This is a genomic window from Paenibacillus sp. F4 (genome assembly GCF_002894905.1).
In the GTDB taxonomy this organism is placed as follows: Bacteria; Bacillota; Bacilli; order Paenibacillales; family Paenibacillaceae; genus Paenibacillus; species Paenibacillus polymyxa_B.
Window position 1 is genome coordinate 233,753 of record NZ_POVS01000004.1, and the last position, 25,105, is coordinate 258,857.

At 44.5% G+C, this 25,105-nt stretch carries 23 protein-coding genes; 12 read left to right on the forward strand and 11 right to left on the reverse strand.

Going from position 1 to position 25,105, the window contains the following annotated elements:
- Window positions 1-1,389 carry an MFS transporter gene (locus tag C1T21_RS01735; RefSeq protein ID WP_103046958.1) on the forward strand — a complete coding sequence of 463 codons (1,389 nt, stop codon included), beginning with the start codon at window positions 1-3 and terminating at the stop codon, window positions 1,387-1,389.
- Window positions 1,390-1,986: 597 nt separating this feature from the next.
- Here the strand turns inward: C1T21_RS01735 and C1T21_RS01745 are convergent.
- The 4 genes from C1T21_RS01745 to C1T21_RS01760 all read right to left on the reverse strand — a co-directional run bounded on the left by C1T21_RS01745 (window position 1,987) and on the right by C1T21_RS01760 (window position 4,536).
- On the reverse strand, window positions 1,987-2,781 hold the full coding sequence (locus tag C1T21_RS01745) for an SDR family oxidoreductase (RefSeq protein ID WP_023986947.1): 795 nt from the start codon (window positions 2,779-2,781) through the stop codon (window positions 1,987-1,989).
- An 84-nt stretch (window positions 2,782-2,865) separates the two neighbouring features.
- Window positions 2,866-3,153, reverse strand: coding sequence for a DUF1330 domain-containing protein (locus tag C1T21_RS01750; RefSeq protein WP_103046959.1), 288 nt, complete (start codon window positions 3,151-3,153; stop codon window positions 2,866-2,868).
- A gap of 32 nt (window positions 3,154-3,185) precedes the next feature.
- Entirely contained in the window at window positions 3,186-3,536 is a 351-nt protein-coding gene (locus tag C1T21_RS01755; RefSeq protein WP_103046960.1) for a nuclear transport factor 2 family protein, read from the reverse strand.
- Between the two features lie 88 nt (window positions 3,537-3,624).
- Window positions 3,625-4,536, reverse strand: a complete 912-nt coding sequence (locus C1T21_RS01760) for a helix-turn-helix transcriptional regulator (RefSeq protein WP_103046961.1) — start codon at window positions 4,534-4,536, stop codon at window positions 3,625-3,627.
- Between the two features lie 413 nt (window positions 4,537-4,949).
- Between C1T21_RS01760 and C1T21_RS01765 the strand changes: the two genes are divergently transcribed.
- The gene (locus tag C1T21_RS01765; RefSeq protein WP_103046962.1) at window positions 4,950-5,516 is read left to right on the forward strand and encodes an NAD(P)H-dependent oxidoreductase; all 567 of its coding nucleotides are present in this window, start codon (window positions 4,950-4,952) and stop codon (window positions 5,514-5,516) included.
- 177 nt (window positions 5,517-5,693) lie between these two features.
- Here the strand turns inward: C1T21_RS01765 and C1T21_RS01770 are convergent, their stop codons facing one another.
- From C1T21_RS01770 to C1T21_RS01790, 4 genes are all read right to left on the reverse strand, one after another.
- Entirely contained in the window at window positions 5,694-6,143 is a 450-nt protein-coding gene (locus C1T21_RS01770; RefSeq protein ID WP_180984532.1) for a hypothetical protein, read from the reverse strand.
- 236 nt (window positions 6,144-6,379) lie between these two features.
- Entirely contained in the window at window positions 6,380-7,270 is an 891-nt protein-coding gene (locus C1T21_RS01780; RefSeq protein ID WP_103046965.1) for a DMT family transporter, read from the reverse strand.
- 687 nt (window positions 7,271-7,957) lie between these two features.
- Window positions 7,958-9,022 (reverse strand): NAD(P)-dependent alcohol dehydrogenase, encoded by a 1,065-nt coding sequence (locus C1T21_RS01785; RefSeq protein WP_103046966.1) that lies wholly within the window; start codon window positions 9,020-9,022, stop codon window positions 7,958-7,960.
- A gap of 19 nt (window positions 9,023-9,041) precedes the next feature.
- Complete coding sequence (locus tag C1T21_RS01790) at window positions 9,042-10,439, reverse strand: glycoside-pentoside-hexuronide (GPH):cation symporter (RefSeq protein WP_103046967.1); 1,398 nt, start codon at window positions 10,437-10,439, stop codon at window positions 9,042-9,044.
- Between the two features lie 151 nt (window positions 10,440-10,590).
- Here C1T21_RS01790 and C1T21_RS01795 point away from each other — a divergent pair, with 151 nt between their 5' ends.
- Window positions 10,591-13,140 (forward strand): tetratricopeptide repeat protein, encoded by a 2,550-nt coding sequence (locus tag C1T21_RS01795; protein WP_103046968.1) that lies wholly within the window; start codon window positions 10,591-10,593, stop codon window positions 13,138-13,140.
- Window positions 13,141-13,491: 351 nt separating this feature from the next.
- Here the strand turns inward: C1T21_RS01795 and C1T21_RS01800 are convergent, their stop codons facing one another.
- Complete coding sequence (locus C1T21_RS01800; protein WP_013308700.1) at window positions 13,492-13,956, reverse strand: AbrB/MazE/SpoVT family DNA-binding domain-containing protein; 465 nt, start codon at window positions 13,954-13,956, stop codon at window positions 13,492-13,494.
- Window positions 13,957-14,307: 351 nt separating this feature from the next.
- Between C1T21_RS01800 and C1T21_RS01805 the strand changes: the two genes are divergently transcribed.
- Window positions 14,308-14,679, forward strand: coding sequence for a MerR family transcriptional regulator (locus C1T21_RS01805; RefSeq protein ID WP_103046969.1), 372 nt, complete (start codon window positions 14,308-14,310; stop codon window positions 14,677-14,679).
- A 264-nt stretch (window positions 14,680-14,943) separates the two neighbouring features.
- Entirely contained in the window at window positions 14,944-15,708 is a 765-nt protein-coding gene (locus tag C1T21_RS01810; RefSeq protein WP_103046970.1) for a MerR family transcriptional regulator, read from the forward strand.
- Window positions 15,709-15,772: 64 nt separating this feature from the next.
- On the opposite strand, the gene C1T21_RS01815 is transcribed toward C1T21_RS01810, so the two are convergent.
- Window positions 15,773-16,246, reverse strand: a complete 474-nt coding sequence (locus C1T21_RS01815) for a hypothetical protein (protein ID WP_025719268.1) — start codon at window positions 16,244-16,246, stop codon at window positions 15,773-15,775.
- Window positions 16,247-16,336: 90 nt separating this feature from the next.
- A complete protein-coding gene (locus tag C1T21_RS01820) occupies window positions 16,337-16,816 on the reverse strand; it encodes a GAF domain-containing protein (protein ID WP_103046971.1) in 480 nt (159 codons plus the stop codon).
- 292 nt (window positions 16,817-17,108) lie between these two features.
- Between C1T21_RS01820 and C1T21_RS01825 the strand changes: the two genes are divergently transcribed.
- The 7 genes from C1T21_RS01825 to C1T21_RS01860 all read left to right on the forward strand — a co-directional run bounded on the left by C1T21_RS01825 (window position 17,109) and on the right by C1T21_RS01860 (window position 25,064).
- Window positions 17,109-17,402, forward strand: coding sequence for a hypothetical protein (locus C1T21_RS01825; protein ID WP_043882052.1), 294 nt, complete (start codon window positions 17,109-17,111; stop codon window positions 17,400-17,402).
- A 165-nt stretch (window positions 17,403-17,567) separates the two neighbouring features.
- Window positions 17,568-18,164, forward strand: coding sequence for a GNAT family N-acetyltransferase (locus C1T21_RS01830; RefSeq protein WP_103046972.1), 597 nt, complete (start codon window positions 17,568-17,570; stop codon window positions 18,162-18,164).
- The gene (locus tag C1T21_RS01835; protein ID WP_103046973.1) at window positions 18,148-18,906 is read left to right on the forward strand and encodes an energy-coupling factor transporter transmembrane component T family protein; all 759 of its coding nucleotides are present in this window, start codon (window positions 18,148-18,150) and stop codon (window positions 18,904-18,906) included. The genes C1T21_RS01830 and C1T21_RS01835 overlap by 17 nt, the downstream gene beginning before the upstream one ends.
- Window positions 18,907-19,063: 157 nt before the next feature.
- Window positions 19,064-19,651 carry an ECF transporter S component gene (locus C1T21_RS01840; RefSeq protein WP_023986963.1) on the forward strand — a complete coding sequence of 196 codons (588 nt, stop codon included), beginning with the start codon at window positions 19,064-19,066 and terminating at the stop codon, window positions 19,649-19,651.
- A gap of 56 nt (window positions 19,652-19,707) precedes the next feature.
- Entirely contained in the window at window positions 19,708-21,267 is a 1,560-nt protein-coding gene (locus C1T21_RS01845; RefSeq protein ID WP_103046974.1) for an ABC transporter ATP-binding protein, read from the forward strand.
- A gap of 173 nt (window positions 21,268-21,440) precedes the next feature.
- Window positions 21,441-22,955: an MDR family MFS transporter gene (locus C1T21_RS01850; RefSeq protein WP_103046975.1), complete on the forward strand. Its 1,515-nt coding sequence runs from the start codon at window positions 21,441-21,443 to the stop codon at window positions 22,953-22,955.
- Between the two features lie 609 nt (window positions 22,956-23,564).
- Entirely contained in the window at window positions 23,565-25,064 is a 1,500-nt protein-coding gene (locus C1T21_RS01860) for a glycoside hydrolase family 68 protein (protein ID WP_103046976.1), read from the forward strand.
- The last annotated feature ends 41 nt before the right edge of the window (window positions 25,065-25,105 follow it).

A 25,105-nucleotide genomic window follows, 5' to 3' on the forward strand; every position in this document is an offset into this window, starting at 1 on the left:
ATGGAGGATGCTCTCCACAATACTATGGTCGAGAAAAACGAAGTGCTCCTTCTTCCCCGTGAAGGCGTTATTATTACGTTGCTTTGCATTACCGTTGTGTTGGTCACTATGAATACGGCCATGTTTAATTTGGCGTTAAACGATTTAAGCCATTATTTTAACTTGCCGGTATCTATCGTTTCATTGACGGTCACCAGTTATTCTATCATGTTCGCCATCTCCTCGATAACCTACAGCCGGTTGTCTGATTTTGTTCCGTTGAACCGGTTGTTCGCCATTAGTCTGGTTTTGACGGGAGGCGCGTCGGTTGGGGCGATGCTGAGCAACCATTTCTGGATACTGCTTGCGGCACGCGTTTTGCAAGCTGCCGGTGCCGGTGCGGCGCTCTCCCTGTCTATCGTTTTTCTGACCCGTTACGTACCGCTGGTGCGCCGGGGAAAATCGATGACGTTCATCATGTCCTCCGTGTCACTGGGGTTTGGGCTAGGTCCGGTGATCGGCGGCTTTGTGGTGCAATATCTCGGTTGGAAGTATCTCTTTGCAATTACATCCTTGTTGATGTGCATTGCCCCGCTGCTTATGCGTTATATTCCAAAAGAGTCGCTGTCCAAACGGTCTTTCGATTTACTGGGGGCAGTGGCACTGAGCGCAGGTACAGCAGGTCTGTTGCTATTTTTCACCAACTTTCATCCCGTCGCCTTGTTGATCGGAATCTCGGGGCTGCTCGTCTTTGCTCTGCGTATCCGCCGAGCGAAGCACCCGTTTGTGCTGCCGTCATTATTAGCTAACAGAACCTATCTTGTGCTTGCCTTACTCGGGGTCTTATCCTATTTATGCAACTTTGCAACGCTTTTTTTGTTGCCACAAATGCTATTGAACCATTTTGGTTTGAGCGTAAGTCATGCCGGTTTTGTTATTTTTCCGGGGGCTATTTTGTCCATATTGCTATCGAGAATGATCGGGGCGATGATCGACAAGCGGGGAAACAGCAGGATGTTGCGTACGACTCCCATGCTAATACTTTTGGCGGCCGTATTGTTCGCAGGAGTGGGTACCCAATTTTGGATAGCGGATGTTTTCGTGTACATGCTGATGAACTTAAGCTTTGCTATCATCAGCAGTAGCGTTTCAAACGAAATTTCGTGCATATTGCCCTCTTCTCAAATTGGCTCAGGCACGGGATTGTTTCAACTGATGCAATTTATCAGCGGGGCATTCAGCATTGCCGTGATGTCTAGCGCAATGGATTGGCAAAAGCATCTTCCGACTAGCCATGCGTATGCAAACCTATTCTGGGGACTGGCCATGGTAGCGGTTTTGGCCAATTTGTGTGCTTTTCTGTACGTAAGACGACTAGCCCAAAATGCGGCGTTGTCGAGAATAAGTTGATGGGCATCTTCAAAGGTGGGGCTTCGTTTAATTAAATGCGAATATTTGTTTTTTATCTATTCCCCATCCCCTTCCTCCAAATTATAGATAGGGAATGTTGCTCTTCCCATTTAATTTTTCCCTAAGGGGTGCGCTGCACCCCTTATTTGCGTTGGCTATAAGATCGGTACCTGAATAGTTACTTCGCGTTTACTATAAACGATTAGTTGATCGAGGAATGGCCAAGAGAAAAGCAATAGGTCATGTATGCGGTAAGATTGCACAAGTTCTGTACTCATGCCTTAAAAACAACGAACCGTATGATCCGTTCAAACATGCGAGCAAAATGGGAGTAATCCTTGATGGCGATAAAGTAAGATTAAAGATCCCAGCTAATGTAGAAGATTATGAACGCCAGGCAGATGAGTTAGCGGACGATGATGTTTTGTAGTCACAAATACCTTACACTGCCTTACTTAATGCCAAAGAGAGCCTATCCCTTTATTAATTGGAAATGATTTAACCTCCAAATCAAAGTGATGGGCTTATTTTCTTTCTCCTAAGCACTACACTACATTAGACTGGTAAATACTTGGATAAATGTAATTAGCTTGAGTTTTAGACCGTTGGAACTGTTCCACCGTCAATATTATATTCACTTCCTGTAATTGAAGCGGCCCGGTCGGATACCAGAAAAGCAACAAGCTCAGCGACTTCTTCTGGTAGTCCTGGACGACCAATTGGAATTCCTCCCAACGAGTCCATCAGTTGCTTTAATGCACTTTCTCGGTCACCTGTCGTCTCAGCAATCCGATCAATCAAACTTTGTGCTGCCTTCGTTTCGATAAAGCCTGGCGCAACTGTATTAATACGAATGCCTTGAGGCGAAAACTGCTTGGATAAACCTTTGCTGTAAGTAGTTAAAGCTGCTTTGGCTGCAGCATAAGCCAATGTTGCATCATATAGCGGCAAGCGACGTTGAATAGATGAAATATGAATAATAACACCGGAACCCTTTTCCACCATAGCCGGCAGCAGTCCACGGTCTAAACGGACGGCAGCAAACAGATTGGCGTTAAAAGTTTGCTGCCAATGCTCGTCTGTCAAGATAAGAGCTCCCCCGGATGGGGCTGACGAGCCTCCAACATTGTTGACAAGAATATCTACACCGCCTAGGCGCTCAAGAACACTGTTTACTACTTGATCTACACCTTCAGGCGTACTAATATCGGCTGGAATAAACAGGTCTGGATTTTCTAAATTAACTGGAGTAGTTCGAGCCGTAGTTATTACGGTAGCACCTGCAGCCGTAAGTCTCTTAGCAATAGCCTCTCCCATTCCTTTGGTACCACCTGTGACCAAGGCCCTTTTGCCTTTAAACTCACTTAAAATGCTTTCTAATTGAAAACTCATGCGAATAATTCCTCCTAAATTTTACAATGTGGTTGAGAAATACCTCTAGGTATCTCCACTCCGAGTTTACTTGTCTTACGAACCTTACAAACTATCGACAATGACACCCCGGTACCGCCCTCCGCGCAGTCGATGCTTTAGGGCTTTTTGATAGGCTGGACTAAAGTACCAAGCTTGTGCTTCCTCAAAAGTGGGGAATTCCAAGATGGCCAGCCCTTCAATAGCGGGTCCTTCGAGGACTTGGTATGCGCCATACATTGCTAGGGGGGTGACGGAATGTCCCGCCAAACCTGCCGGTGCCAACTCAGAATAGAGTTGGAGTTCAGTTTGATCGGTACTCTGTTCACGTATAAAAACAACATAAGCGGGCATATTCGTTTTCCCTTTCTTATTTTTTAATTTCTTTATGGAAGTGTAATAATCAGTTCTTTAATTTTATTGTTGTTTACTATAAATTGATGTTTAAGTAGGAGTGGATCGGGAAGATTCGATTTATCAAAGTCTCCGTCTACTTTCGCAATTACGACGATGGTATTATTACTGTCATCCATATCCACGATCTCAAAGGTGACATTCGGCCCCAATATTTCTGCTTCACACCATGATTTTATGGCTTCCATACCTTTGATTTCGCGATGATTATCCAAGATCAACGCATCTTTATCGAAAGCGGAAGTAAGTACTTCAAGCTGGGATTTGTTCGCTGATGTAAAGTAAGTTTCTACTGCCGATGGCAGGGTTCTATGTGGATTCATTGATCCTTCAACCTCCTAGGGTGAGTATGTTGTGAGCGATAACTTCAAACTCATCATAGCAGTAATAATATGACTACATGGTGTCATATTATAGAGGATCATTTAAATTTCTTTTCATCGTTTCTAAATGAGACAATATTCTTGTACGTACTTGTTCGGGGCTAACCCCTATAAGGAGGGGACCAAAGGACAGCAGATAACTGTCCAGCCAATTGCCTACAGGAAATTGTGCCGTGACGGAATAAGAGCCGTCTTCCTTCTGAGTAATTGTTTTCTCGGCAAATTCATCGTATACGCGGTAAGCTCCTTGAGCAGAAATGTGAAGAGTTACTTCAATGGTATGAAGCAAGTCGTTCATCTTTGTATCTGTAGATGCTACGACCGTTCTTGGCTCATAACTAATTTCGGTAACTGCAATCTCTTTCATTCGGCTAATCTTAAATACACGATGACTTTCGGTATTTAAACAGTAACCTTCCATATACCAGGATTTATCTTTAAACAAGAGCTTGGCAGGTTCGACGCTACGATAACTCTGTTCTCCGGCGACGTTATAATAGCGGAACTTTATAACACGGTTTGTGATTATTGCGTTGCGTATAAGAGTGAATAGCTGTCTCTGGCTGTTTTGGCTTCCCCATGGCGAAAAATCTACTTCGATCCAGTTTCCCATGTCTTTTTTAAAAAGCCTACTCAACTTGTTTAACACTTCTTCTACCTGTGGGATGGTAGCTGTAGCCACACTCTGAAGGGCCATTAAGATATCATCTTGTTCCTGCTCAGACAGTAAAGAGGTGTTAAAGACATAACCCTCCATCAATGATATTCCGCCACCCTTGCCTCTACTGCTGTAGATGGGAATCCCAGCTGCGCTTAAGGCATCTATGTCCCGATAAATCGTTCGTGTGGAAACCTCAAAATGCTCTGCCAATTCATCAGCAGTCACTTTTTTCTTATGGAGTAACATATAAACGATTTCAAAATGTCTGCTTAACGGCATACGCTTCACCTCTCTCGGTAGCATACACCTTATAACATGACATTATAAAGTCATATTAAGTGATTGCTCTACATCACACCCTAATGGGCATCAACTGGGGGACTTTATTTTCTTTGAACAGCGATAATAACACTGCCTTTGGATCAGATGTTTAAATAATCTTTTTGACAAGTTGAACAAAAGCACTTGCAAAGTAAAAAGGAATAAACTATACTGAGGCCAATCATTAGTAATTGATCAATCACTAACTGGATTAACAAGCAACGGAGGTGATATTCATGAGCAGGATACCGCTCAAGTTTACTGAACGTATCTTTATCGGAACTATGGATTGAGCATATTCAGTTAATTGAAGGAGTACGAAGTTAAGTAATTGATCAATCACTTATTTTAAAGTAAATGGAGGAGAGAACATGAAGCATCTTATTATTTACGCACATCCATCCGAGGGAAGCTTTAATCATGCAATTTTGACCACAGCAATCGAGGGGCTAAAGCAAAAAGGACATGATGTGGTTGTTCGTGATCTATATGCAATCAACTTTCAACCTGTGATTAGCAGCAGCGAGGTCATTGGAGGAATCGGAGAAGATGTTGTACGGGAACAGGAATTTTTGCAATGGGCAGAGGTAATCACCCTAATTTATCCGATTTGGTGGACCGGGATGCCAGCCATTATGAAAGGGTATATAGACCGCGTATTCTCTTACGGATTTGCTTATAAATATGTAAATGGAGTGCAAATGGGATTACTCAAGGGAAAGAAAGCCATTATCCTCAATACACAAGGAAAATCACATGCGGAATATGCCAGCAATGGTATGGATCAAGCACTTCGCTTGACGTCCGACAAAGGCATATTTGAATACTGTGGACTTGACGTCATGTATCATCTATTTTTCGAGTCGGTACCTCAATCTGATGAAGATACGCGTAAGAAGTGGCTTCGCCAGATTGCAGACATGGCCAGCAAAGCCTAATATTTATGTTCAGAGCCAGAGGATTAAGCATTAGGGGAATCGAAGTAGCCAGTGGCTAACCCAAAAGGCATCGCGTGCATTTGCAGGCGATGCCTCTTTGGTTGGTTCAATATTGAATGTGTTCCAATCGACACTCGCTCATGGCAAGCGCCAATTTGTTACAATAAGGGTTGGGTATTAGTTTTTCCGATTTTTCCGATTGGCGCTACGAGATCCACCGGAAGGCCACTGTGATCCACCGCCTTGATGACCGCCGCCTTGATTATGAGGAGGCCACCACTGTGAGCCACTACCCTGATGACCACCGCCTTGATTATGAGGAGGCCAATGCGATCCACCGCCTTGACCGCCGCCCTGACCACTGCTTTGTCCTGCAATAGATGGCATGCTTGGATAAGGGCCCTGAGCCTGACTGATTTGAGTAACATCAATATAAGACTGTGTCCCATTAGGATATAGCACTAACATTGATTTATTAGTGGGATCTACGCTTTTTACGAAAGCAACGATCTGTTGACCATTCACAGTAAATATTCCCCATAGATTAACAAAATTGCTCACTTCAGTAGTGGTCGCGAAATGTGGTTGTAACGGCCCCATCGAACGATGAGAAGACTGTTTAGACAAGGTGTGTATCTCTCCTTTAAATTGAATTTTGTGACATCATATGTGCAAACGTACTTGTTGGAATGGGCAATGTTCCTACAAGATATTTTCTTGAAAAATTCATTGTCCCCAAAAAGTACAAAAAGCAGCATTTTTGCAACGATCCCTATTGTCAGCCCGTTAATTAAAAACGGCAGCCAATCCTTTCTGGACGGCTGCCTTTTTATTTTTGAAGTTGACTTCAATAAAATGAGAGATTACTCATTTTTAGTTCTGTAAGGACATTTTATTTTTAGGCTTACTTCACTAATAAATGTTGACCCCAATAGCAGGATAGCGCCGAATATTTGAAATAACGTCATACTTTCGCCTATCACAAGTGCTGAAATCAATAATGATGTTAGGGGATCTACATAACTTAATATAGCGATGCTTTGACCACCTATACCTTTCATTCCGGAAAAGAATAAGTAGAACCCCACGCCTGCATGCAGGATACCTAATATCAAAATGAGGATAACGGAATTGCCTGATAACTGATATATTCCTAATTTCTCTTGAGTAATAAAAAGAACAGGAATCAAGAATATGGATGATAATAATAGTTGTACAATCGTGATTTCCAGTCCATTCATATTCCTAATAAATTTGTTGGTCAAAGTCAGGATTGCATAAAAAGTTGCCGCAATAAGTCCATATACGATACCAATCAAATGATTGCCGTCTTCTCCGTTACTCGCGCTCTGTAAAATTAATATCAACCCGAAAAGGGCAGCACAGGCGCATAAACATTTTTTTAGGGAGAGCTTTTCTTTAAGCATAATAGGTGACATCCCTATTACCAAAACAGGAGCGAAATAGTAACTTAAAGCGGCATTAGCGATTGTTGTTTCCTTGTAAGACTGAAAGAGAAAGACCCAATTTAAGCTCAAGGCGATGCTTGCAAGTAATAATGCAAGAGCATTCTTTTTTATGTTAGGCCAAGATACTTTATTCTTGGTTATGATGGAGATTCCGAACAATAACAAACCGCCAATCAGACTCATGAATAAAGCTATTTCAATTGAACTCAAATCGATATACTTTGCAAAAACGCCAACTGCACCGAAAATCACCATAGACAAAACAAAATATACTTTTTCTTTCATTTTTTTCCCGCTTTCTACTAATATGATGGTTAGACCGACAAGATATAGTCTGCCCTTGCATACAGTAGAATCTATGGAAAAGGAACATCAAACTTCATGTAGATACCTTCACAGTAGATCCTACTGTTGTGGTTCTACTGGGGGGGCTATAAAATTATACATTTTTATCCTCCTTCAACAGTGGATTCATTCTTATAAGTCCTAGCATGTTTTTTTAGTATAACACACGAAATTTAACTTGATTACGCTATAAAATACCATATATCAATTCCGTTAATCCCTCCGATAATTTAATGAGTTGCAGCCAAAATTTTTGCACATACCCGGAGATGGATCGTTACAGAATTATTCATTCTTCGATGTCATCATCGTTAATGAAATACGAGGACAGACATACTTATCGCATCAAGATCATCATCCGGCTTTAACATGTGCAATCACTGAGGATTGCGCATAGTCTAAATATTCAGCAGCTTTTTTAAATCCTCTTATTAAAGGTTATAAGGTGACGAAGCTCAATGTAACAACCGCATTTAGACAACAGCGATTATTTTATAGATGAAAAAGCCATTAAATAGCGGCTTCTAGGGGTATCAATTTATATCATCTAAAGCCAGACCCATGAAGAGAAGAGGGTATCCTTAACCGGATATCCTCTTCCGTCCTATTTACTATTTCCAGTAAATTCTATTCATTTGGGTATACAACGACCTTCAAACATTCGCTTTTATAGTTTAGTGCACGCTCCATTGCTTCATAGGTTTGCTCCAATGGATATTTATCAGTGATTAGTACCTTAGCGTCAATACTACCTGACGAAAGGAATTCAATCCCCTTCGGATAGGTGTTGGCATAGCGGAAAATACCGTAAATATCTATCTCGTTATCCGCTATGAAAGGAACATTGAAAGGAATATCCGCCTGTGCAGGAAGGCCGACAATTGCCATCTTGCCTCCGCGTGCCAAACTACCAAGTGCAGATTGGAGTGCTTTAGGATTACCTGCAGTTTCCCAAGCTGTATCTACACCATGACCGTTAGTGATTTGTTTGATTTCTTTCTCCGCATCCTGCTCCAACACATTGATGGTATGTGTAGCTCCCATCTTCTTGGCAGCTTCAAGGCGGAGAGGCTCAAGATCGGTTACAATGATTGTCGAAGCACCATAAGACTTAGCAGCGGCTACAGCCATCAAACCGACAGGTCCCATACCCATAATTGCAATAGAAGATCCAGGCTGCAATTGGGAGCGGGCAGCCGCATGGATGCCTACCGAGAATGGTTCAACCAGAGCCGCCTCCTCGTAGGTCAGGTTATCAGGGATCTGGAATACAAAATCCTCTCGCATTTTAAGATATTGAACAAAGGCCCCATCAAACGGAGGGGTTGCCAGAAACTCTACCTTAGGACACAAATTATATCTGCCAGACTTGCAGGCCTCACATTTGCCACAGCTCACGCCCGGTTCAATCGCCACACGGTCTCCGACCTTGAAGCGACTTTCATTGGATCCAACAGCCACGATATCCCCAGAACATTCATGTCCGAGAATGAATGGTTTCTCTACGACATAGTTACCGATTCGTCCATGCGTATAATAGTGCAGATCAGAGCCGCAGATGCCAACGGCTATTACTTTTATCAGAACTTCATCTGGACTGATCTCTGGTACAGGAACTTCTTCTATCTTGATTTCGCGAGTATTATGCATAACAGCAGCCTTCATTGTTTGGGGTACTTGATAGTTTGTCATAGATTACAACCCTTTCTGTTTATAATTGAGATTTTGATTCTTTTTGGTATAAGTCTGATACAATCCGGTTAAAAAGTCTGGAATCGAGCTTGTAAAATAATGCTGCAACGATACCCATAATGCTTAACAATGCAGGAACCAGACAGAGTAGAAGTGCTATTCCAGTGAGTGCCGATGAAGTTTGTACGGCATCCGGAACATATCCTGAAATCTCAAGGATGTAACCAGATAGTGCTCCTGACACCGCAATTGACAGCTTTTGTCCAAAACTGAATATGCCATAGATGAGCCCTTCGGTACGGTACCCTGTCTTCCATTCGGAGTATTCTACAGTATCGGGAAGCGCCCCCCATATCACTGCCGCAGGCATCCCACCTATTAAGCTGCTTAACAGTGTCCATACTATAACCATAGGTAGATTGCTATAGTCTGTATAAAACAGGGCAACACCGCAGATCATCGTGCCGGATAGACCCAGAATGATAGCGTTTTTCTTTTCCAGCCATTTGGTTAGAAGCGGTGCAGCCAGAGTACCAATTAGATTACCGCCAAAGGTAAGCAACATGAATAACGACAGTAAATCCGTACGGTCCAGGTTGTAATTTACGTAGTAAATAGAAATCGATGAACGGATACCTGCCGCAGCTTGGAATACCAGATAAATAAACGATATCAACAGCAGGGGTTTATTCAGCAGTAAAACCTTAAGGGCTTTCTTAAACGGAAGAGACACGGCTTTCTTGGCCGAAACCCGTTCCCGGGTGCCTGCAAAACAGATCATGTAGAACACTAATGCGAATACAGAGTAGATCATCAACGTGTTACGATAGCCGACCTGGTCGTTATGGGGCCAGAAATGTTCGATAATCATCGGCGTCATGACGGAGACAATGATACTGCCTATCATGGAACCAACAATACGGTAAGATGACAGGCTGACACGTTCCAGAGGATTTTGTGTCATCGCTGATGTGAGCGCACCATAGGGTGTTCCGATGAAGGACATCATGGCCATAATTGCAATGTACGTGATGTATGCGTATACAACTTTACCGGTCATACTAAATTCAGGTGCAGAGAAACACAATATACCTACGATAGCCATTGGAACCGCACCAAACAAAATGAAAGGCCGCAGCTTTCCCCATCGTGTCTGGGTTCGGTCGATAATAAAGCCCATACCTAGATCTATAAATCCGTCCAGGATTCGTACAAGAAGAAACATTGTTCCTACAATGGCAGCCGGCAGTCTGACAACATCCGTATAAAAGAACAGCATATATGTCAGCACCATCGACCAGTAGAAGTTGATGGCCAGATCGCCGCTTCCGTAAGATAGCTTTTCTAAAATACTCAGCTTATGTGGTTCCTCTGAGTGTACGGTGGTATGCTCCGCCCTTGCCAAAGTGTTGTCCATTAGCGATCCTTCTTTCCAGTTGATTAGATACCTTGCTTGTTTTCAATAAGATTGTATATAGTTATGGAATTGCTATCTATCTTTTTGAACTGTCCATTTCGTACAGCGCGGCTGTACATTTATTGTGAAAGAAGTAAGGAGTGTGGGGATATTGGCAGAATTGGATAAAAGGGTAGAGTTCGCTGAGTTGCTTGCTGATGGCATTTCAACCCTCAGGGAGCATCCCGAATACCGAACCCGCCGTAAGAAAAGAGAATCGGTTCCCTCAGGTAGATCCTTTTCCGAATCTTATATGGACCGTATTGCAGCCCGGATCGGTGTATCTTCTAATACTATTAAAAGTTGGATGGGTCAAATGGGCCCTAAATATATCCCCAGCCGAGTGGAAGACGGCAAACTTTTGGGTCTTCTGTGGATCATTATGGAAAAAGAAGTAATGAATACTCGTTGGTTCAACGACCTATTGCTGACCACTTCCATTCCGGTTATTGATCCTCCAACTGCGGATTGGCTGATCTCCTGCTTTCGCAAAGCTAAAGTTTTGCTGGATAACGGATCGTACGGTACTCCGGCAGATCAAGAGATCAAAAATCTGGTAAAGACGTTCTTCACTGATTCGCAATCCATTGAAGCTGAAGAGGAACACTCCTATCTCCTTGAGCATAATCTTCCCGGCCGCTGGACAAGCTCCTTTATTGGGCGCCTGCATGATCTCGAATATATATCTTTATGGCTACGCTCTCCTTCCCCCATCTGTCTTCTGACTGGCTGGGGAGGCATGGGTAAAACGACGATTGCGCTGGAAATCGCATATGCTTGTATTGGTGATCCACATGGCGAAGCCAGCTCCCCGGCTTTAGTTTGGCCTGACCTTTCCCATGTTATCTGGGTGAGTGCCGAACTACGAAATTTGACCTTAAACGATTTTTTAGACACCATTGCATATCAGCTAGGCCGCAGCGAATTGCTGGAAAAATTACTGAATGAGAAACGTTTAGTTGTGCGGAACGTACTTGCTTCGGCCGCTCTACAGAAACCGTTGCTGCTGATAATCGATAGTATAGATATGGCCAATAATGAAATTCATGAATTTGTGGCTACAGTTCCACCCGGCGTGAAAATCCTATTAACTGCACGTGAGAATCACAGCCTGCTACATGCTCTCTCACAGAAAGAAATATACACAATTACACTGAATGGACTTGAGCCCATGGAGGCTCTAACCTACTTTAAAGAGGAAGTAAATTACCAAATACAAATGAGTTATCAGCCTGCCAAGAAAGAGCGCCTTAATAAGCTTCTGACAGATGATGAAGAAGCATTACAGCGGCTCATCATGGCTACGGCAGGCAACCCAAAGGCAATCTCCCTGATTGTCGCTGACCTTGCTGACGATGATATTCAAGTCAGTGAGCTGATCAATGAAATTGCTCGTTCCGGGCACAATCTCTCCTCTCTGTTTAGTTTTCTGTTCGGTCGAAGTTGGGAGCGCTGTACGGAAGAAGCACGACGGTTATGGCAGACATTCGGCTTTTTTAGTGATTCGACCGTTGAAGACAGCTGGGCCAATACGGCGGGACTTAATCAGAAGAACTTTTATGAGGCCCTTCGTTTGCTGAGAAGCTTCTCCTTGGTCGAAACGGAGCGAAGCAACGGCCGTCTCCACTATCAGGCACATCAAACAGTCCTCACCTATGGAGAACAGCACCTTAACGACAACCCTGAGTTGGAAAAGGAACTTCGGAGGAATTGGAGTTCGTATTACCTTTCTTATCTAGATACTCATCTCAAGAGGGAGCAGCCCACTGAGGCGTATTGGAGCTTTTTGTTAGGAAGAGATCTGGCTCCGGTAAAATCCGAGTGGCCAAACATCCTTAAATTGCTCAAGTGGGCAGATAATCATGATTCCAATACTCTAATTCAAATCATGTTAAGAATAACCCATTTTTTAAGTCGGATTAATCTAGAGACAAGGACAGAATACTGCATTAAAGCTGCAAAATATGCAAGCTCTGCAGGGAACCCGATGTTGGCAGCTATGTTTTATATTGATGGTGCTGGTTGGTCACTCATTGAGACCGGTGAAAATGAGAATGGACTTCACTACCTTGGAGAAGGGCTGAATGAATTAGCCATAATGGATCAAAGTGACCCTGACGCTACGGATTTGAAGATTCTTGGTGAGGTATTAAAGGCAAGATGCTACTTAAAAACCGGCCAACTGGATGTTGCTCAGGCAATAATTAGGGGAATAATCTTTGAGCCATACTCCCCTCTTATTCTTCACCGTCTGCTTTTGGTTAAGGGTGAGATCAGTTCAATGAAGGGCAATTTCGAAGAAGCGACTGCACAGTACGAACAAGCTAATGAAATAAGCCGAACTTATGGCGGGGAGAAGACAATTGAGGCATATTTTAACCTAGGAGTAGCTTATGTAAAGCAGGCACAGTACGAGAAAGCTGAATCAGCCTTTGAGCTTTTGCTATATGATAAAAACCATCCTAATCAAATCGAGTTAATCTATTACCAGTACGGAACGGCCCAGCTTCTAGCTGGCAGAGGACTCTATAACCAAGCAGTGATGCTTATCCTGAACGTACTTACAAATATTGAATCCTGGGGCCGTTTAATTGACTTGAAGCAAGAGGTCGATTCTTTCTATAAATATCTAAGAAGTAAACTAAGGGGCGATACCGGTTAACTGCTAAGAATGGATAGGCTTACGAATGAAAAGCATTTGGTTTATAGCATCAAAAATGGAAGAGTGTGGGGTGGTTTACCGTAGAAAAATGAATAAATAAATGAAATGACCTTCTCAGATTAAGGAAGGTCATTTTTTAATTCAGGAACCATTATTAAATGTAGCACAGCCTTCTGCTTATAGGCGTTCTCGCTTGCAAGTCATTCACTGGTTCTTTATACCTAGTGTGGAATTTTCGCATGGACGTTCATGCGTTTTGTCGGTTAGCTATGATGCTGCGTATCACGGTTCAAAAGTAGCTACACATGATGAAATCTCTGGTGTATATCTATGTAGGGTATCAAGCTGTAGTTAGAGCATTTTTTTGAGCTGGGATATACGGGCTTGGGAAACCTCAAGTATTTTGGCATATTCGTGCTGTGCTGCATTGGGGTGTTTTTGCATTAATTCTTTTAGACTTTCGATCATCTGTTGTGTCGATCGTCGCAGACGTTTGGGCTCTTTAATAGATCGTTGTGAGTTGGATAAAGCTGATTTGGCTGGTCTTAGGATAGGGCTAAAATGTATTCCCTTTTTTAAACTTTCAATACATTCCCCGCAAATAAAGCTGTCTCTAAAATAAGTTAATTGTTCTGTTGAACCACACATTTTACACGTCACCCCAGTATATTTTCGAAAGGCAAGAATACCAGTTTCCTCATCTGCAAAAATCTCAACAGGATCACCCACATTATAATCCATGGAAATTCGCATTTCTTTGGGGATAACGATACGGCCTAACGCATCTAGGGGACGTGTCATACCTGTACTTTTCAAATGATAACCTCCTTTTTTTATATCCTTATAATACTAAATAGTTATGATAAAAAAGAATAGGCTTAGAGAAGCAATCGCATATATTTAGTAAACTGTTGAAAAGTATACAAGTAATTTCCAAAATATGTTTTGTTATTGGGGGAAACGTGTTGAGGAGATTATAAAGAATTTCCGATATATATTCATAAAGAATATTCTAGTTGGCAAGAAATTGTTAGTAACACGGGATAAGGAGCTGTGAATTACACTATTACAGAAACAACTTAATTTTGCACTCTTTACTATGAAAACTTATACTTATCGTTAAAGCTGACTTGAAGAGAAAATAAAAGAACGAGGAGGGGAATAACTATGTACTCCATTAAAGAAGTTCAAATGAAGAGCGGATTGCCCGCATCTACTCTTCGTTATTATGAAAAAGAAGGCATATTACCTGATGTGGGTCGGGATGAAGGTGGAAGAAGGGTATATACCGAAAAACAAATCGATTGGATTAGGTTCCTTATGGCTATGAAAGATACAGGGATGACCATTGAAGAAATTAAGGCATACCTTGAGCTAAATGTAAAAGGAGAAGCCACAATCCAAGAGAGAAGAGATTTCCTTGTAGCCCACAAAAAGAAAGTGGAAGAACATGTGGCACGAACACAGTACAATTTGGAGAAAATTATTCAAAAGATAGCCTTTTATGATCATGTGGTTATGGGGAAAAGCCTCTCTTAGGTATCGTTTGATCTGTAAATAGTGGTAAAGTCAAATCGAATAGATGGAGCCCCCGGCATATTTGAGAATACGTGCTGGAGGGCTTTTTTGCATAGATATCTAAAGATGCAGATTCTAGGTCGTAAGTATGGAAAATGGTTGGCAAATGGGCGGTTCACAACGCGCTTATAGGGTAAAAGTGTAGTACCAAGGTGGGCGAGTGGGGGGCGTTGACTCTCACGCCACGTGAGACTGTAGACTGTCAAGCAAGGGAGGTGAAGCGGAATGGCTTATACGGTGAAGGAAGTATCTAATCTGTCGGGAATCAGCGTACGAACTTTGCATTATTATGATGAAATAGGATTGCTGAAACCGCATCATATTGGGAATAATGGATATCGCTATTACGAACAGGAACAACTGTTGAGGCTTCAGCAAATCATGGTGTACAGGGAACTGGATTTGCCTTTATCTGAAATTGGAAATGTGCTGGAGCAAACCAAGGAACAAAAAGCCGAGGTTTTGCAGGAGCATCGAGCCAAGGTTGAGGCCAAAGTCTTCCGCTTGCATACTCTCCTACAGACCATCGACGAAACGGTGGCTCATTTGAAAGGGGAGCAAGCAATGAAACCAGAGGACATGTACCAAGGGTTTAATCCGGAAAAGCAGGAAATGTATGAACGTGATTTGACAGAACGTTATGGTCAAGAGGCTCAGGAAACAATTCAGGAGAGCAAGACGGCGACGAAGAACTGGAGCAAAGAGGATTATTTGGATTCGCAGGCAGAGGCTGATCAGATTCATCGGCGGCTGGCAGAAGCCATGAATAAAGGATTGAAGCATAACAGTGAAGAAGTACAGGCGCTAATCCGCCGTCATCTTCAATGGGTAAGCCGATTCTATACCCCTACAGCAGAAATTTATAGCGGGCTGGGAGATTTGTATGTGGAGCATGAGGATTTCAATAAGATGTATGAAGGCTATCGCCCCGGACTGGCTGAGTATTTGCGAGACGGGATGAAGGTTCTAGCCGAACGGGAATTAAATTAACAAAGGGTGAACAACAAGCCAATTCCGATGGCTTGTTGTTTACCCTTTTTGTGTGTAAAGCAGCTTACATGCTGCTTTGTGCTGTTCTCATGCCTTGCTGGCTGCTGTTTCCGTAATGTTGCATGCCACTGCTTGCGAAATGCTGTCCAGTCGTTCCCATATGTTGCGGAAAGCTGTGATTCATGTGGCTTCCTGTATTAAAGGAGGTTGGTTGCATACTGCGGGAAGCAAAGCTATCGCCAAATCCGGGCTGAGTCATTTGACTGCTGGAACGGATGGAGTTTTCCAACTGACTACACAGTTGAATAACTTGCTGGTATTGCTGCATAGCCTGCTGGTGATGCTGAATTGCAGTTTGGATCATTTGAGCTGCGCTTCGTTCACGTTGCACCAGGCTTTCAAGACTGGATGCATTTTGTTGTTCTTGTTGCAGCAACTGCTGATACATGGCAGTTCCTTGCTGTGTTTGTTGTACCAATTGTTGCATGATTTGTTCACATTGATGAAGTTGTTGTTGTGGAGCCATGTTGTTGTACATGAATCATCAATCTCCTTCGCCGGATAGTTTTGGGTTTCAGACCCTCCTATATTGTGGCGAAGGAAGACGATATATATGCGCTATTTTTGGTTATAGGCTGGCTACCAGAATAGCCGTAAATTCCTCTAGGAATACACGATCTTCGTGATCAAAGCGACCTTTTAGCGGGCTGTCAATGTCCAGCACTCCAATCAGTTCCCCATTCTTGACAAGGGGAATAACGATTTCACTATTGGAAGCAGCGTCACAGGCAATATGTCCTGGAAACGCATGTACATCATCTATAACAAGTGTTCGTTGTTCTGCTGCTGCGGTACCGCATACGCCACGTCCCAATGGAATCCGTATACATGCAGGTAAGCCCTGGAAAGGACCAAGTACAAGCTCAGTGCCATCATAAAGATAGAAGCCGCTCCAATTAATATCTGGAAGGAAATGACCAAGTAATGCTGAAGCATTTGCCAAATTGGCAATGGTATTGGATTCATCATGAATAAGTGCCCGGAGTTGTCCGAGAACCGATTCGAATTGTTCATGACGTGTGCCTTCGTAAGGTATAGTTTGAAACATGTAGAGTTCACGCTCCTAACATTAAATTTTCACATTAAGTGTTGTATATATCGCCAAAAATAGGTAATTATCCAATTCGCTTTTACCATTGGTTAATTAATTTAAGATATAACGATTGTATATATTCAGTCAAGTGGAAAATCACTCTGTAACCTTTCGGTATTCTCCGTACTCTAACCTCTGTACAGAATCATTTTGGGAAGGGGAAAGCTGCCCTCATCTGTTTCCAGCTTATCCTCTATGGGTAAAAACAGTGTAACATGGTGGCCTAGGCCAGAGAGGAGTTACAATTATGCATGCAGATGTTCAGAACTTGTTTATCCGTATACAGATGCTTTCTTATGCACATCAGAACGATCTCACGGTAAGAGATATTCAACCTGTGTTGGAAGAGCGCGGTTACCGTGTAGGAGAACGTGAGGTCAAGCAGGAGCTTGAAAACCTGACGCAGGAAAACTTTCTGACACCGCATGATGATATGTTCAGCATTACCGGCGCAGGGATCGATGAATTACAGGAAATTCAGTCGATGCTGGGTGTACTGTACAAGGATGTTGTGAAAAAAACCACTCGCACCACAGTTTAATCTCTTAATAATATAGAAGATGCCCTTCTAATTCCTAATCCTAGGAACAGGAGGGCTATTTATATATATAAGCTTCTCAGCTTTAAATAAGGTTGTGTTTGTTGAAGGTGTATGCTTAAATGTAGCGTATATTTAGTCATTTTAATGCTGGAAGGATGATTGAACATGTGTGCATATGCATGTAAGGGGCATGTACCACCGCTGGAAAGTCCGCGTCTTCGGCTGCGAAGGATGGAAAGCGGGGATGCGGCTACGATGTTCGCTTGCTGGTCTGACCCGGAGGTTCACCGTTATATGAATCTTTCTGGTATGTCAGGACGTGAGGACGCAGAGGATATGATTGAGCTGTTGAATGAGCTGGCGAAGACGGAGGATGCGCTGCGCTGGGGAGTAGAGCTGAAGGAGAACGGGAAGTTGATTGGAAGCTGTGGTTTTAATTATTGGCAGACGGAGGGAGCTTATAAAGCCGAGATTGGTTATGAAATAGCCAAGCCTTATTGGCGACAGGGTTACATGACCGAGGCGCTACGCTTGGTGCTGTCATTCGGGTATAACACGATTCGGTTGAATCGGATCGAAGCGCTGGTGGACCCGCGTAATACAGGCTCGCAAGCCCTGCTGTCCTCGATGGGCTGGACACAGGAAGGACTGTTGCGGCAGGTACAGCATACATCTACAGGCTTTAAGGATATGCTGATGTATTCTTTACTGCATGAAGAATGGCTCAGACTGGAGGCACAACGAAATGCTGTTTCAGTATAACGGCGGTTCATCGCCGCTGCACAGGCTAGGGCCGTTAAGTAAGCTAATATGGGTGGGATGCTTTAGCCTCCTGTCGATGGCTTGGGATTCGACGTTGCGGGAAGCAGCACTCTTGGCTGTACTGATTGCTGTGGCTGGCTTGGGCGCAGGTTTGCCCTTAGCACGCCAACTTCGGGCTATGTCGTTCCTGATTGGTTTAGGTATTCCGTATTTTATATTGTCTATCCTAGCGATTCGAGAAGGACATACCGTGGCTGCATGGGGACCCATTGTCATTACAGCAGAGGGGCTGGACATCGCAGGGGCGTTAACGTTGCGGATTTTTGTGTTGTTTTTGGCATCTTATATCTATCTCTCGACGACCGATCCCCGAGATTTTGTGCAGGCATTGAATCTGCGCTTGCGTGTTCCTTATCGGTTTGCGTTCGGTATTTCGGTGGCACTGACGTTTCTCCCCTTATTGGAAGAAGAAGGGAGAACAATTATGGCAGCACGGCGTGTTCGTGGACAGGAACCACCACGAGGGTGGAGCAATCGGTTATCATGGTGGAGCGGGTATGCGGCTGCCGTGTTGGTGAATGCTGTAAGACGGGTTCAGCAGACGGCGCTGGCTATGGAGGGCAAAGGTTTCGGTGCTTATGCAGAACGGACATATCTTCGTACACTGAACAATGGGCGTTTAGGCAACTTATGTGCGGTGACTGCTGTATTAACTACGGCTGTTTTATGGTGGAGCTTATAAAGTGAAGCCTCTTATTTTTGTTCTTATTGTCAACCTGTAAAATATAATTAGGTTGACAATAAGGCTGCAAATGAATACATTTATACAGTAGCAGCTTTTACAAGGATCAGAGCTGTAATCTTATAGATTAGATAGGGAGAGGAGTCAAGAAATACATATGAAGGAATCTCGTATGTTTGCAAAGTTTACAACGCTGGATATCGTACTCATGGCGATGCTGGCCACGTTGAACGGCGTCATGACCGTGTATTTGTCGCTCATTAACAAAACATTAAACAGTCTGGGAGGGCCTATCGCAACTTCCGCTATTGTCGGGCTGTACATGATATACGGCTTGTTGGCTTATTATATTATTCGTAAGCCGGGTACGGCGGTTATTGCTTATGCATTTGGCGCGGTGGTGCAATCCTTTATGGGCTCTGCCTATGGAATTGCTTCTATTATCGCGGCGGCTGTCTGCTATATGATAGCGGCTGAGTTGGTATTTGCCTTGTTGCGGTATCGACGCTGGAACGCAGTTTCGCTGATGCTAGTGGGTGGGGCTATGGTTCCGCTGTGGTTTATTGTCGCAGCCAATATGTTTGGCTATATGCATTGGGGCTGGAAGGTGCTGACGATTGCACTGGTCGTTCGTATCCTGAGCGGCATTGTCCTGTGCGGTCTGCTGACGAAAGTGTTGGGTGATGCTTTAAATCGTACGGGACTGTTAAAACGTTTTGAACTGGGACGCGCTTCACGTGCATAGCCGTGGCTATACATGTGGTTATATCTTCAACAATGGGGATCGAGGATATTTCAGTTATGAATGAACATAGTGATTATAATTCTAGCCGTAAAATAGCCGTATCCTTGAAGAATTTTGGCTATCGGTATGATGATCAGGTAGAGCCAGCGTTACATGGTCTGACACTGGACATTGCGGTGGGTGAGCATGTAGCCATTGTCGGAGCCAGCGGAAGTGGAAAGTCTACGCTATGTCAGCTACTTCATGGCGGGTTGTCCCGTTCCGGTGAAGGCGAACGGACGGGGGAGCTGACCGTGTACGGGATGGACCCCGATACCGCTGATCTGGCTACTGTCGCCACCACTGTCGGCGTGGTGCTTCAGGACCCGGATGCTCAGCTGGTGCAGGGAATCGTCGAAGACGAGATTGCTTTTGGGCCGGAGAACCTGCGCGTGCCTCCGGCAGAAATAGCGCAGCGCATTGCTGCTGCGCTGGAGGCCGTCGGCCTAGCTCCCGAGCGCGACTCCTTCGTGCGGCGCCTCTCGGGAGGCCAGCGCCAACGCACCGCGATTGCTGCGGTACTGGCGTTGGAAGCGCCGCTGGTCGTGTTCGACGACGCAGCTGCGCAGTTGGACCCGCCGGCTGTACGCGACTTCGCCCTGTTATGTCGGCGGCTCCATGCCGAAGGCCGGACGGTGGTCACTGCGTCCGGCCGTATAGACGATGATGCGCGTGCAGCGCAGCGCATCATCGTCCTGAAGGGCGGGACCGTGCAGCTGCAGGGTCCGCCAGAAACGCTGCTGCGCGAACATGGTGCGCAGCTGGCCGCCTTGGGGCTGCTCCCCTCTCCCGCAGGGAGGGGAGACATGCCGCGTGAGCCGGGGGTGAATCCCGGCTCAGCAGCGGACCGCACTGGGCAGCCGTTGTTGGAGGTGAAGGGGTTGACCTTCACCTATCCCGGCAGCCAGCGGGCAGCGCTAAAGGGCGTGAGCCTAGCTCTTGCGCCCGGTGAACGAGCCGTATTGCTGGGTGAGAACGGCTCGGGTAAAACCACGCTCGGTAAGTTGCTCATGGGCCTACTCCCTGCACCGAAGGGGTGCATGCGGTGGGAGGGGCAGGATATGGCGAAGCTGCCAATTTACCAGCTGGCTGCCGGAATCGGTTATGTGTTCCAGCAGCCAGAGCATCAGTTTGCAGCTGCAACGGTGTGGGAGGAGTGCTTGTACAGCGTGCGCGCCAAGCTTGGTTTACGGACCGGGGAGCCGGTTCCCGCTGCATATGTGGAACGGGCGCAGCGCTTGCTGGCCGCTGCCAGGCTGGAGCACAGACTGGATGCCTCCCCGTACCTGCTAAGTGGAGGCGAAAAAAGGCTCTTGAGCGTTGCGGCACAGTTCATCTTGCCCAAAAAGCTATACATTTTGGATGAGCCTACCGCAGGAACGGATTACGAAGGAGCGAATATTCTACTTCGTATGTGCACAGAGCAGTCTGCCGAAGGTGCGGCTTTTCTGGTCATCACCCACGATATGCAGGTAGCTGAAAGCTTTGCCAGCGATGTTCTGTGCATGGAAGAGGGCCATCTCTATAAAATGGAAAATAGTGAGATTAATCATACGATTATAGTTGACAAAAATTAACGATATGTAGACAATAATATATATACATCGTACAAAACAGGCGGCCTATATAGGCCGCCTGTTTACGATTATGCAGTGAGGGTTATAATCCATTCAGGAAAGGTTTGCCGCACAGATACAACACAGTTTTTATAAGGAAAGGATTTGTGATTTGCTTGGGAGACGATAAACCTATGAAGCGCGGACTCGTGCTGACAGGTGTTCTATTGGCCACTTTTCTGGCCGCAATTGAAGGAACGGTTATCGGTCCAGCGGGACCGACGATTGTTAGCGAGCTGGGTAGCGTGAATTTGCTCAGTTGGATTTTCACGGCATATTTGCTGACGATGGCTGTGACCACGCCCATTTTCGGCAAGCTTAGCGATTTGTTTGGCCGAAAACCCATTTTTTTAATCGGCTGTTCGTTGTTTGTACTTGGCTCGTTGCTTTGTATGCTGGCTGGTAGTATGGAGCAGCTTATTATCTACCGGGCTATACAAGGGATTGGTGCGGGTGGTGTCATTCCCGTTACCTTTACCATCATCGGTGATATATACAAAATGGAGGAACGCGGCAAAGTCCAAGGCATGATCAGCTCCGTATGGGGAATTTCTTCCCTGATCGGGCCTCTCTTGGGCGGTTATGTGGTTACCTATTTTGGCTGGGAGTGGATTTTCGGCTTTAACGTCCCCTTTGGATTGCTGGCTATGTTCTTCATCGCCCGTTACTTGCGTGAACAGGTAAGCAAGCGTACCGCACGTATTGACGTGCCGGGAGCGGTTACCTTTACCATCGGGATGACGGCCCTCTTGCTCGTATTGGCACTGGGTGGGCAGTATATCGGCTGGGCTTCTCCTGAATTGCTGGCCTTGGCTGCCGTAGCCATTTTGTTCCTGATTCTGTTTTTGGTTATTGAAAAACGCGCTCAGGAACCGATGGTGCCACTAAAGCTATTTCGGATACGGGATATTGCTTTTTCCTGTGCCGCAGCACTGTTAGTCAGCACTCTATTGATCGGACTGACTAGCTATCTTCCACTATGGATTCAAGGTGTACACGGTGGAGATGCCGCTTCATCTGGTCTCGCGCTGGCTCCAATGTCCGTAGGCTGGCTATTTGGCTCCATGATCGGAGGACGCATTTTGCTGACCCTAGGCTCGCGTCGAACCTCTTTGATTGGGCTGACCCTGATTGTATTGGGGGCTTTCGTCATGACCTTGATGGGCCAAACGGCTCCGATCTGGCTGCTGTTCCTGTCTACATTGTTGTATGGACTGGGATTCGGCTTCTCGATAACTGTGTTTACGATTATTGCCCAGTCCTCGGTCGGATTCCAGCTGCGTGGCGCGTCTACAGCTTTGAATACATTCCTGCGCACGTTGGGGCAAACGATTGGGGTTGCAGCCTTCGGCTCATGGCTGAATTATCGCATTGCTGCCCAGACAGCAGATGGACAGCTTACACAGCAAGGGGTAACGCAGGAGGATATTAACGGTCTGCTTGCACCTCATGCTTCACAGAGTCTAAGTGACAAGGTTGCCGGATTACTTCGTTCTGTACTAGAAAACAGTCTGCATTCCCTGTTCGTTATCATGGTCGTTATTGCAGTTATTAGCTGGTTTGTCGTCCTCGGACTGCGGAACCGTCCGCCGGGAACGGAAGAAGAGGCAGATCAGCGCATAAAGACACCACAAAGAGAACATGCATAAAAAATAATATAAATCTTTCATTATAAAAGAGATAGCTCGGACCTTGAATAAAAGTCCGGGCTATCTCTTTATTCAAAGGTCTCTCCTCCTACTGATTCAACAAAAACCATCTCGTATAGGACCAATAAATTTCCCAGCATACAAAAAGGAAATAAAAATCCCCTTGAGATTGCGATATATTCATAGGGTATAGGTAACAAAATGGTAAAAAAGTCTTAAGAAATTGTAACAAAAAGTTTGTTTCTGAATTGAGCTGTAGGGTACTAGGAACCATTTTTTTGAACCCGCTTACAAATTGGGCTTTGTATGATTTATTTTAGAACGATTTTGCATGTGAATGAAGCAACCAACCTAGCAAAATGGGACACGAAAAAAAATCAAGTAGCAAATTTTTCTGAATGTAATAAAAATGAAAAAAAATAGGAATTTTCAGAAAATTACTAGGAAAATATGAGGATGAAATTCATAGAGGAACCTGTTTTCTTACCTCACATAATAGGGCTTTTCAGTCTATATCAATCGTTTGACATACCATATAAAATGGTCCTACCAACCAAAAAGTTGGGTTTCAAATCTAGAAGCATAATTAGATTAAGGGAGATGGAGTACTTGAAGTTTAACAAATGGTTCAGTAAAGCAGCCACTGCAACAGTAGCAACTACCTTGCTGTTAGGAGGCGGCGTTCAGGCTTTTGCCGAGGAAAATGATGCATCTGATCTCAAAACAGACAATGCATTTACGCAAATTACGCGTAATGACATGCTGAATATTTTCAAACAGCAAGGCAAAGAGAAATATGAGGTTCCGTCCTTCGATGCGTCTACAATTAAGAATATTCCTTCTGCTATTGGTCGCGACAGCTCAGGCAAACTGATTGATTTCGATGTCTGGGACTCTTGGCCGTTACAAAATGCCGATGGCACAGTAGCCAATTACAAAGGGTATAATATCGTTTTTGGATTGGCAGGCGATCCTAAAAGAGGCGAGGATACATTCATATACCTGTTCTATCAAAAAGCGGGCAATACTTCACTGAGCGGCTGGAAAAATGCCGGCAGAGTATTTAAAGACAATGATAAATTGCTTGCGAACGATCCGATTCTAAAAAATCAGTCAGAAGAATGGTCAGGTTCAGCTACCTTAACCTCTGATGGACAAGTACGTTTATTTTATACCAGCAGACAGCCCTATGATCCGAATAACAAATTATACGGCAAGCAAACCTTGAGCACGGCTCAAATTAATGTCTCTCAGCCTGATGATAAGACACTGAAAGTAGATGGAGTCGAGGATTTGAAATCGATCTATGACGGTGGAGATGGGAAAACCTATCAAAATGTGCTGCAAAGCGTCGGAGTGGATATGGATAACCATACGTTTAGAGACCCTCACTATGTCGAGGATCAAGGCCACAAATATATTATATTTGAAGCGAACACAGGGACAGAAACGGGCTACCAGGGCGAAGATTCGATTCAAAACCCAGCTTATTATGGCGGCAATAAGAAATTCTTCACGGAAGAGCAACAAAACCTGCTGCAAAGCCCTAAGAAAAAGGGAGCTGTGCTGGCGAACGGCGCACTGGGTATCGTTGAATTGAATGATGATTATACGTTGAAAAATGTAATGCCTCCTTTGATTGCATCCAATCTGGTAACAGATGAAATTGAACGGGCGAATGTGTTTAAAATGAACGGTTTGTGGTATTTATTTACGAGTACAAGAGGTTCCAAGGTGACTGTAGATGCGATCGGTGACGATGATATTTACATGCTGGGTTATGTTTCTACTTCCTTGACAGGGCCTTATAAACCGCTGAATGGAACCGGTCTCGTTCTTCACCAGGATCTGGATCGTGATGATGTTACCTGGACGTATGCCCATTTTGCTATCCCGCAAGGTAAAGGCAATAACGTAGTCGTGTCGAGTTATATGACCAATCGTGGGCTTTTCCCGGATCACAAATCTACTTTCGCGCCAAGCTTCCTGCTGAATATTAAAGGCTCGAAAACGTCTGTTGTGAAAAATGGTATTTTGGAGCAAGGGCAAATCACGGTTGATCCAACGAATGACAAAAAAGAATCTCCAGATGAGTATGGAAAGAAATAAGTAGGTATATGCAGTATGTCCGAAGGCGGCGGCTTGGTAGC

Excerpts from the sequence above, each read along its gene's own strand:
- C1T21_RS01845 (WP_103046974.1), top strand. The coding sequence starts at position 19,708 with ATGAATGAACATAGTGATTATAATTCTAGCCGTAAAATAGCCGTATCC.
- C1T21_RS01745 (WP_023986947.1), bottom strand. The coding sequence starts at position 2,781 with ATGAGTTTTCAATTAGAAAGCATTTTAAGTGAGTTTAAAGGCAAAAGG.
- C1T21_RS01750 (WP_103046959.1), bottom strand. The coding sequence starts at position 3,153 with ATGCCCGCTTATGTTGTTTTTATACGTGAACAGAGTACCGATCAAACT.
- C1T21_RS01790 (WP_103046967.1), bottom strand. The coding sequence starts at position 10,439 with ATGGACAACACTTTGGCAAGGGCGGAGCATACCACCGTACACTCAGAG.
- C1T21_RS01765 (WP_103046962.1), top strand. The coding sequence starts at position 4,950 with ATGAAGCATCTTATTATTTACGCACATCCATCCGAGGGAAGCTTTAAT.
- C1T21_RS01830 (WP_103046972.1), top strand. The coding sequence starts at position 17,568 with ATGTGTGCATATGCATGTAAGGGGCATGTACCACCGCTGGAAAGTCCG.
- C1T21_RS01785 (WP_103046966.1), bottom strand. The coding sequence starts at position 9,022 with ATGACAAACTATCAAGTACCCCAAACAATGAAGGCTGCTGTTATGCAT.
- C1T21_RS01780 (WP_103046965.1), bottom strand. The coding sequence starts at position 7,270 with ATGAAAGAAAAAGTATATTTTGTTTTGTCTATGGTGATTTTCGGTGCA.
- C1T21_RS01755 (WP_103046960.1), bottom strand. The coding sequence starts at position 3,536 with ATGAATCCACATAGAACCCTGCCATCGGCAGTAGAAACTTACTTTACA.
- C1T21_RS01835 (WP_103046973.1), top strand. The coding sequence starts at position 18,148 with ATGCTGTTTCAGTATAACGGCGGTTCATCGCCGCTGCACAGGCTAGGG.
- C1T21_RS01760 (WP_103046961.1), bottom strand. The coding sequence starts at position 4,536 with ATGCCGTTAAGCAGACATTTTGAAATCGTTTATATGTTACTCCATAAG.
- C1T21_RS01850 (WP_103046975.1), top strand. The coding sequence starts at position 21,441 with ATGAAGCGCGGACTCGTGCTGACAGGTGTTCTATTGGCCACTTTTCTG.
- C1T21_RS01805 (WP_103046969.1), top strand. The coding sequence starts at position 14,308 with ATGTACTCCATTAAAGAAGTTCAAATGAAGAGCGGATTGCCCGCATCT.
- C1T21_RS01735 (WP_103046958.1), top strand. The coding sequence starts at position 1 with ATGGAGGATGCTCTCCACAATACTATGGTCGAGAAAAACGAAGTGCTC.
- C1T21_RS01815 (WP_025719268.1), bottom strand. The coding sequence starts at position 16,246 with ATGTACAACAACATGGCTCCACAACAACAACTTCATCAATGTGAACAA.
- C1T21_RS01810 (WP_103046970.1), top strand. The coding sequence starts at position 14,944 with ATGGCTTATACGGTGAAGGAAGTATCTAATCTGTCGGGAATCAGCGTA.
- C1T21_RS01820 (WP_103046971.1), bottom strand. The coding sequence starts at position 16,816 with ATGTTTCAAACTATACCTTACGAAGGCACACGTCATGAACAATTCGAA.
- C1T21_RS01825 (WP_043882052.1), top strand. The coding sequence starts at position 17,109 with ATGCATGCAGATGTTCAGAACTTGTTTATCCGTATACAGATGCTTTCT.
- C1T21_RS01840 (WP_023986963.1), top strand. The coding sequence starts at position 19,064 with ATGAAGGAATCTCGTATGTTTGCAAAGTTTACAACGCTGGATATCGTA.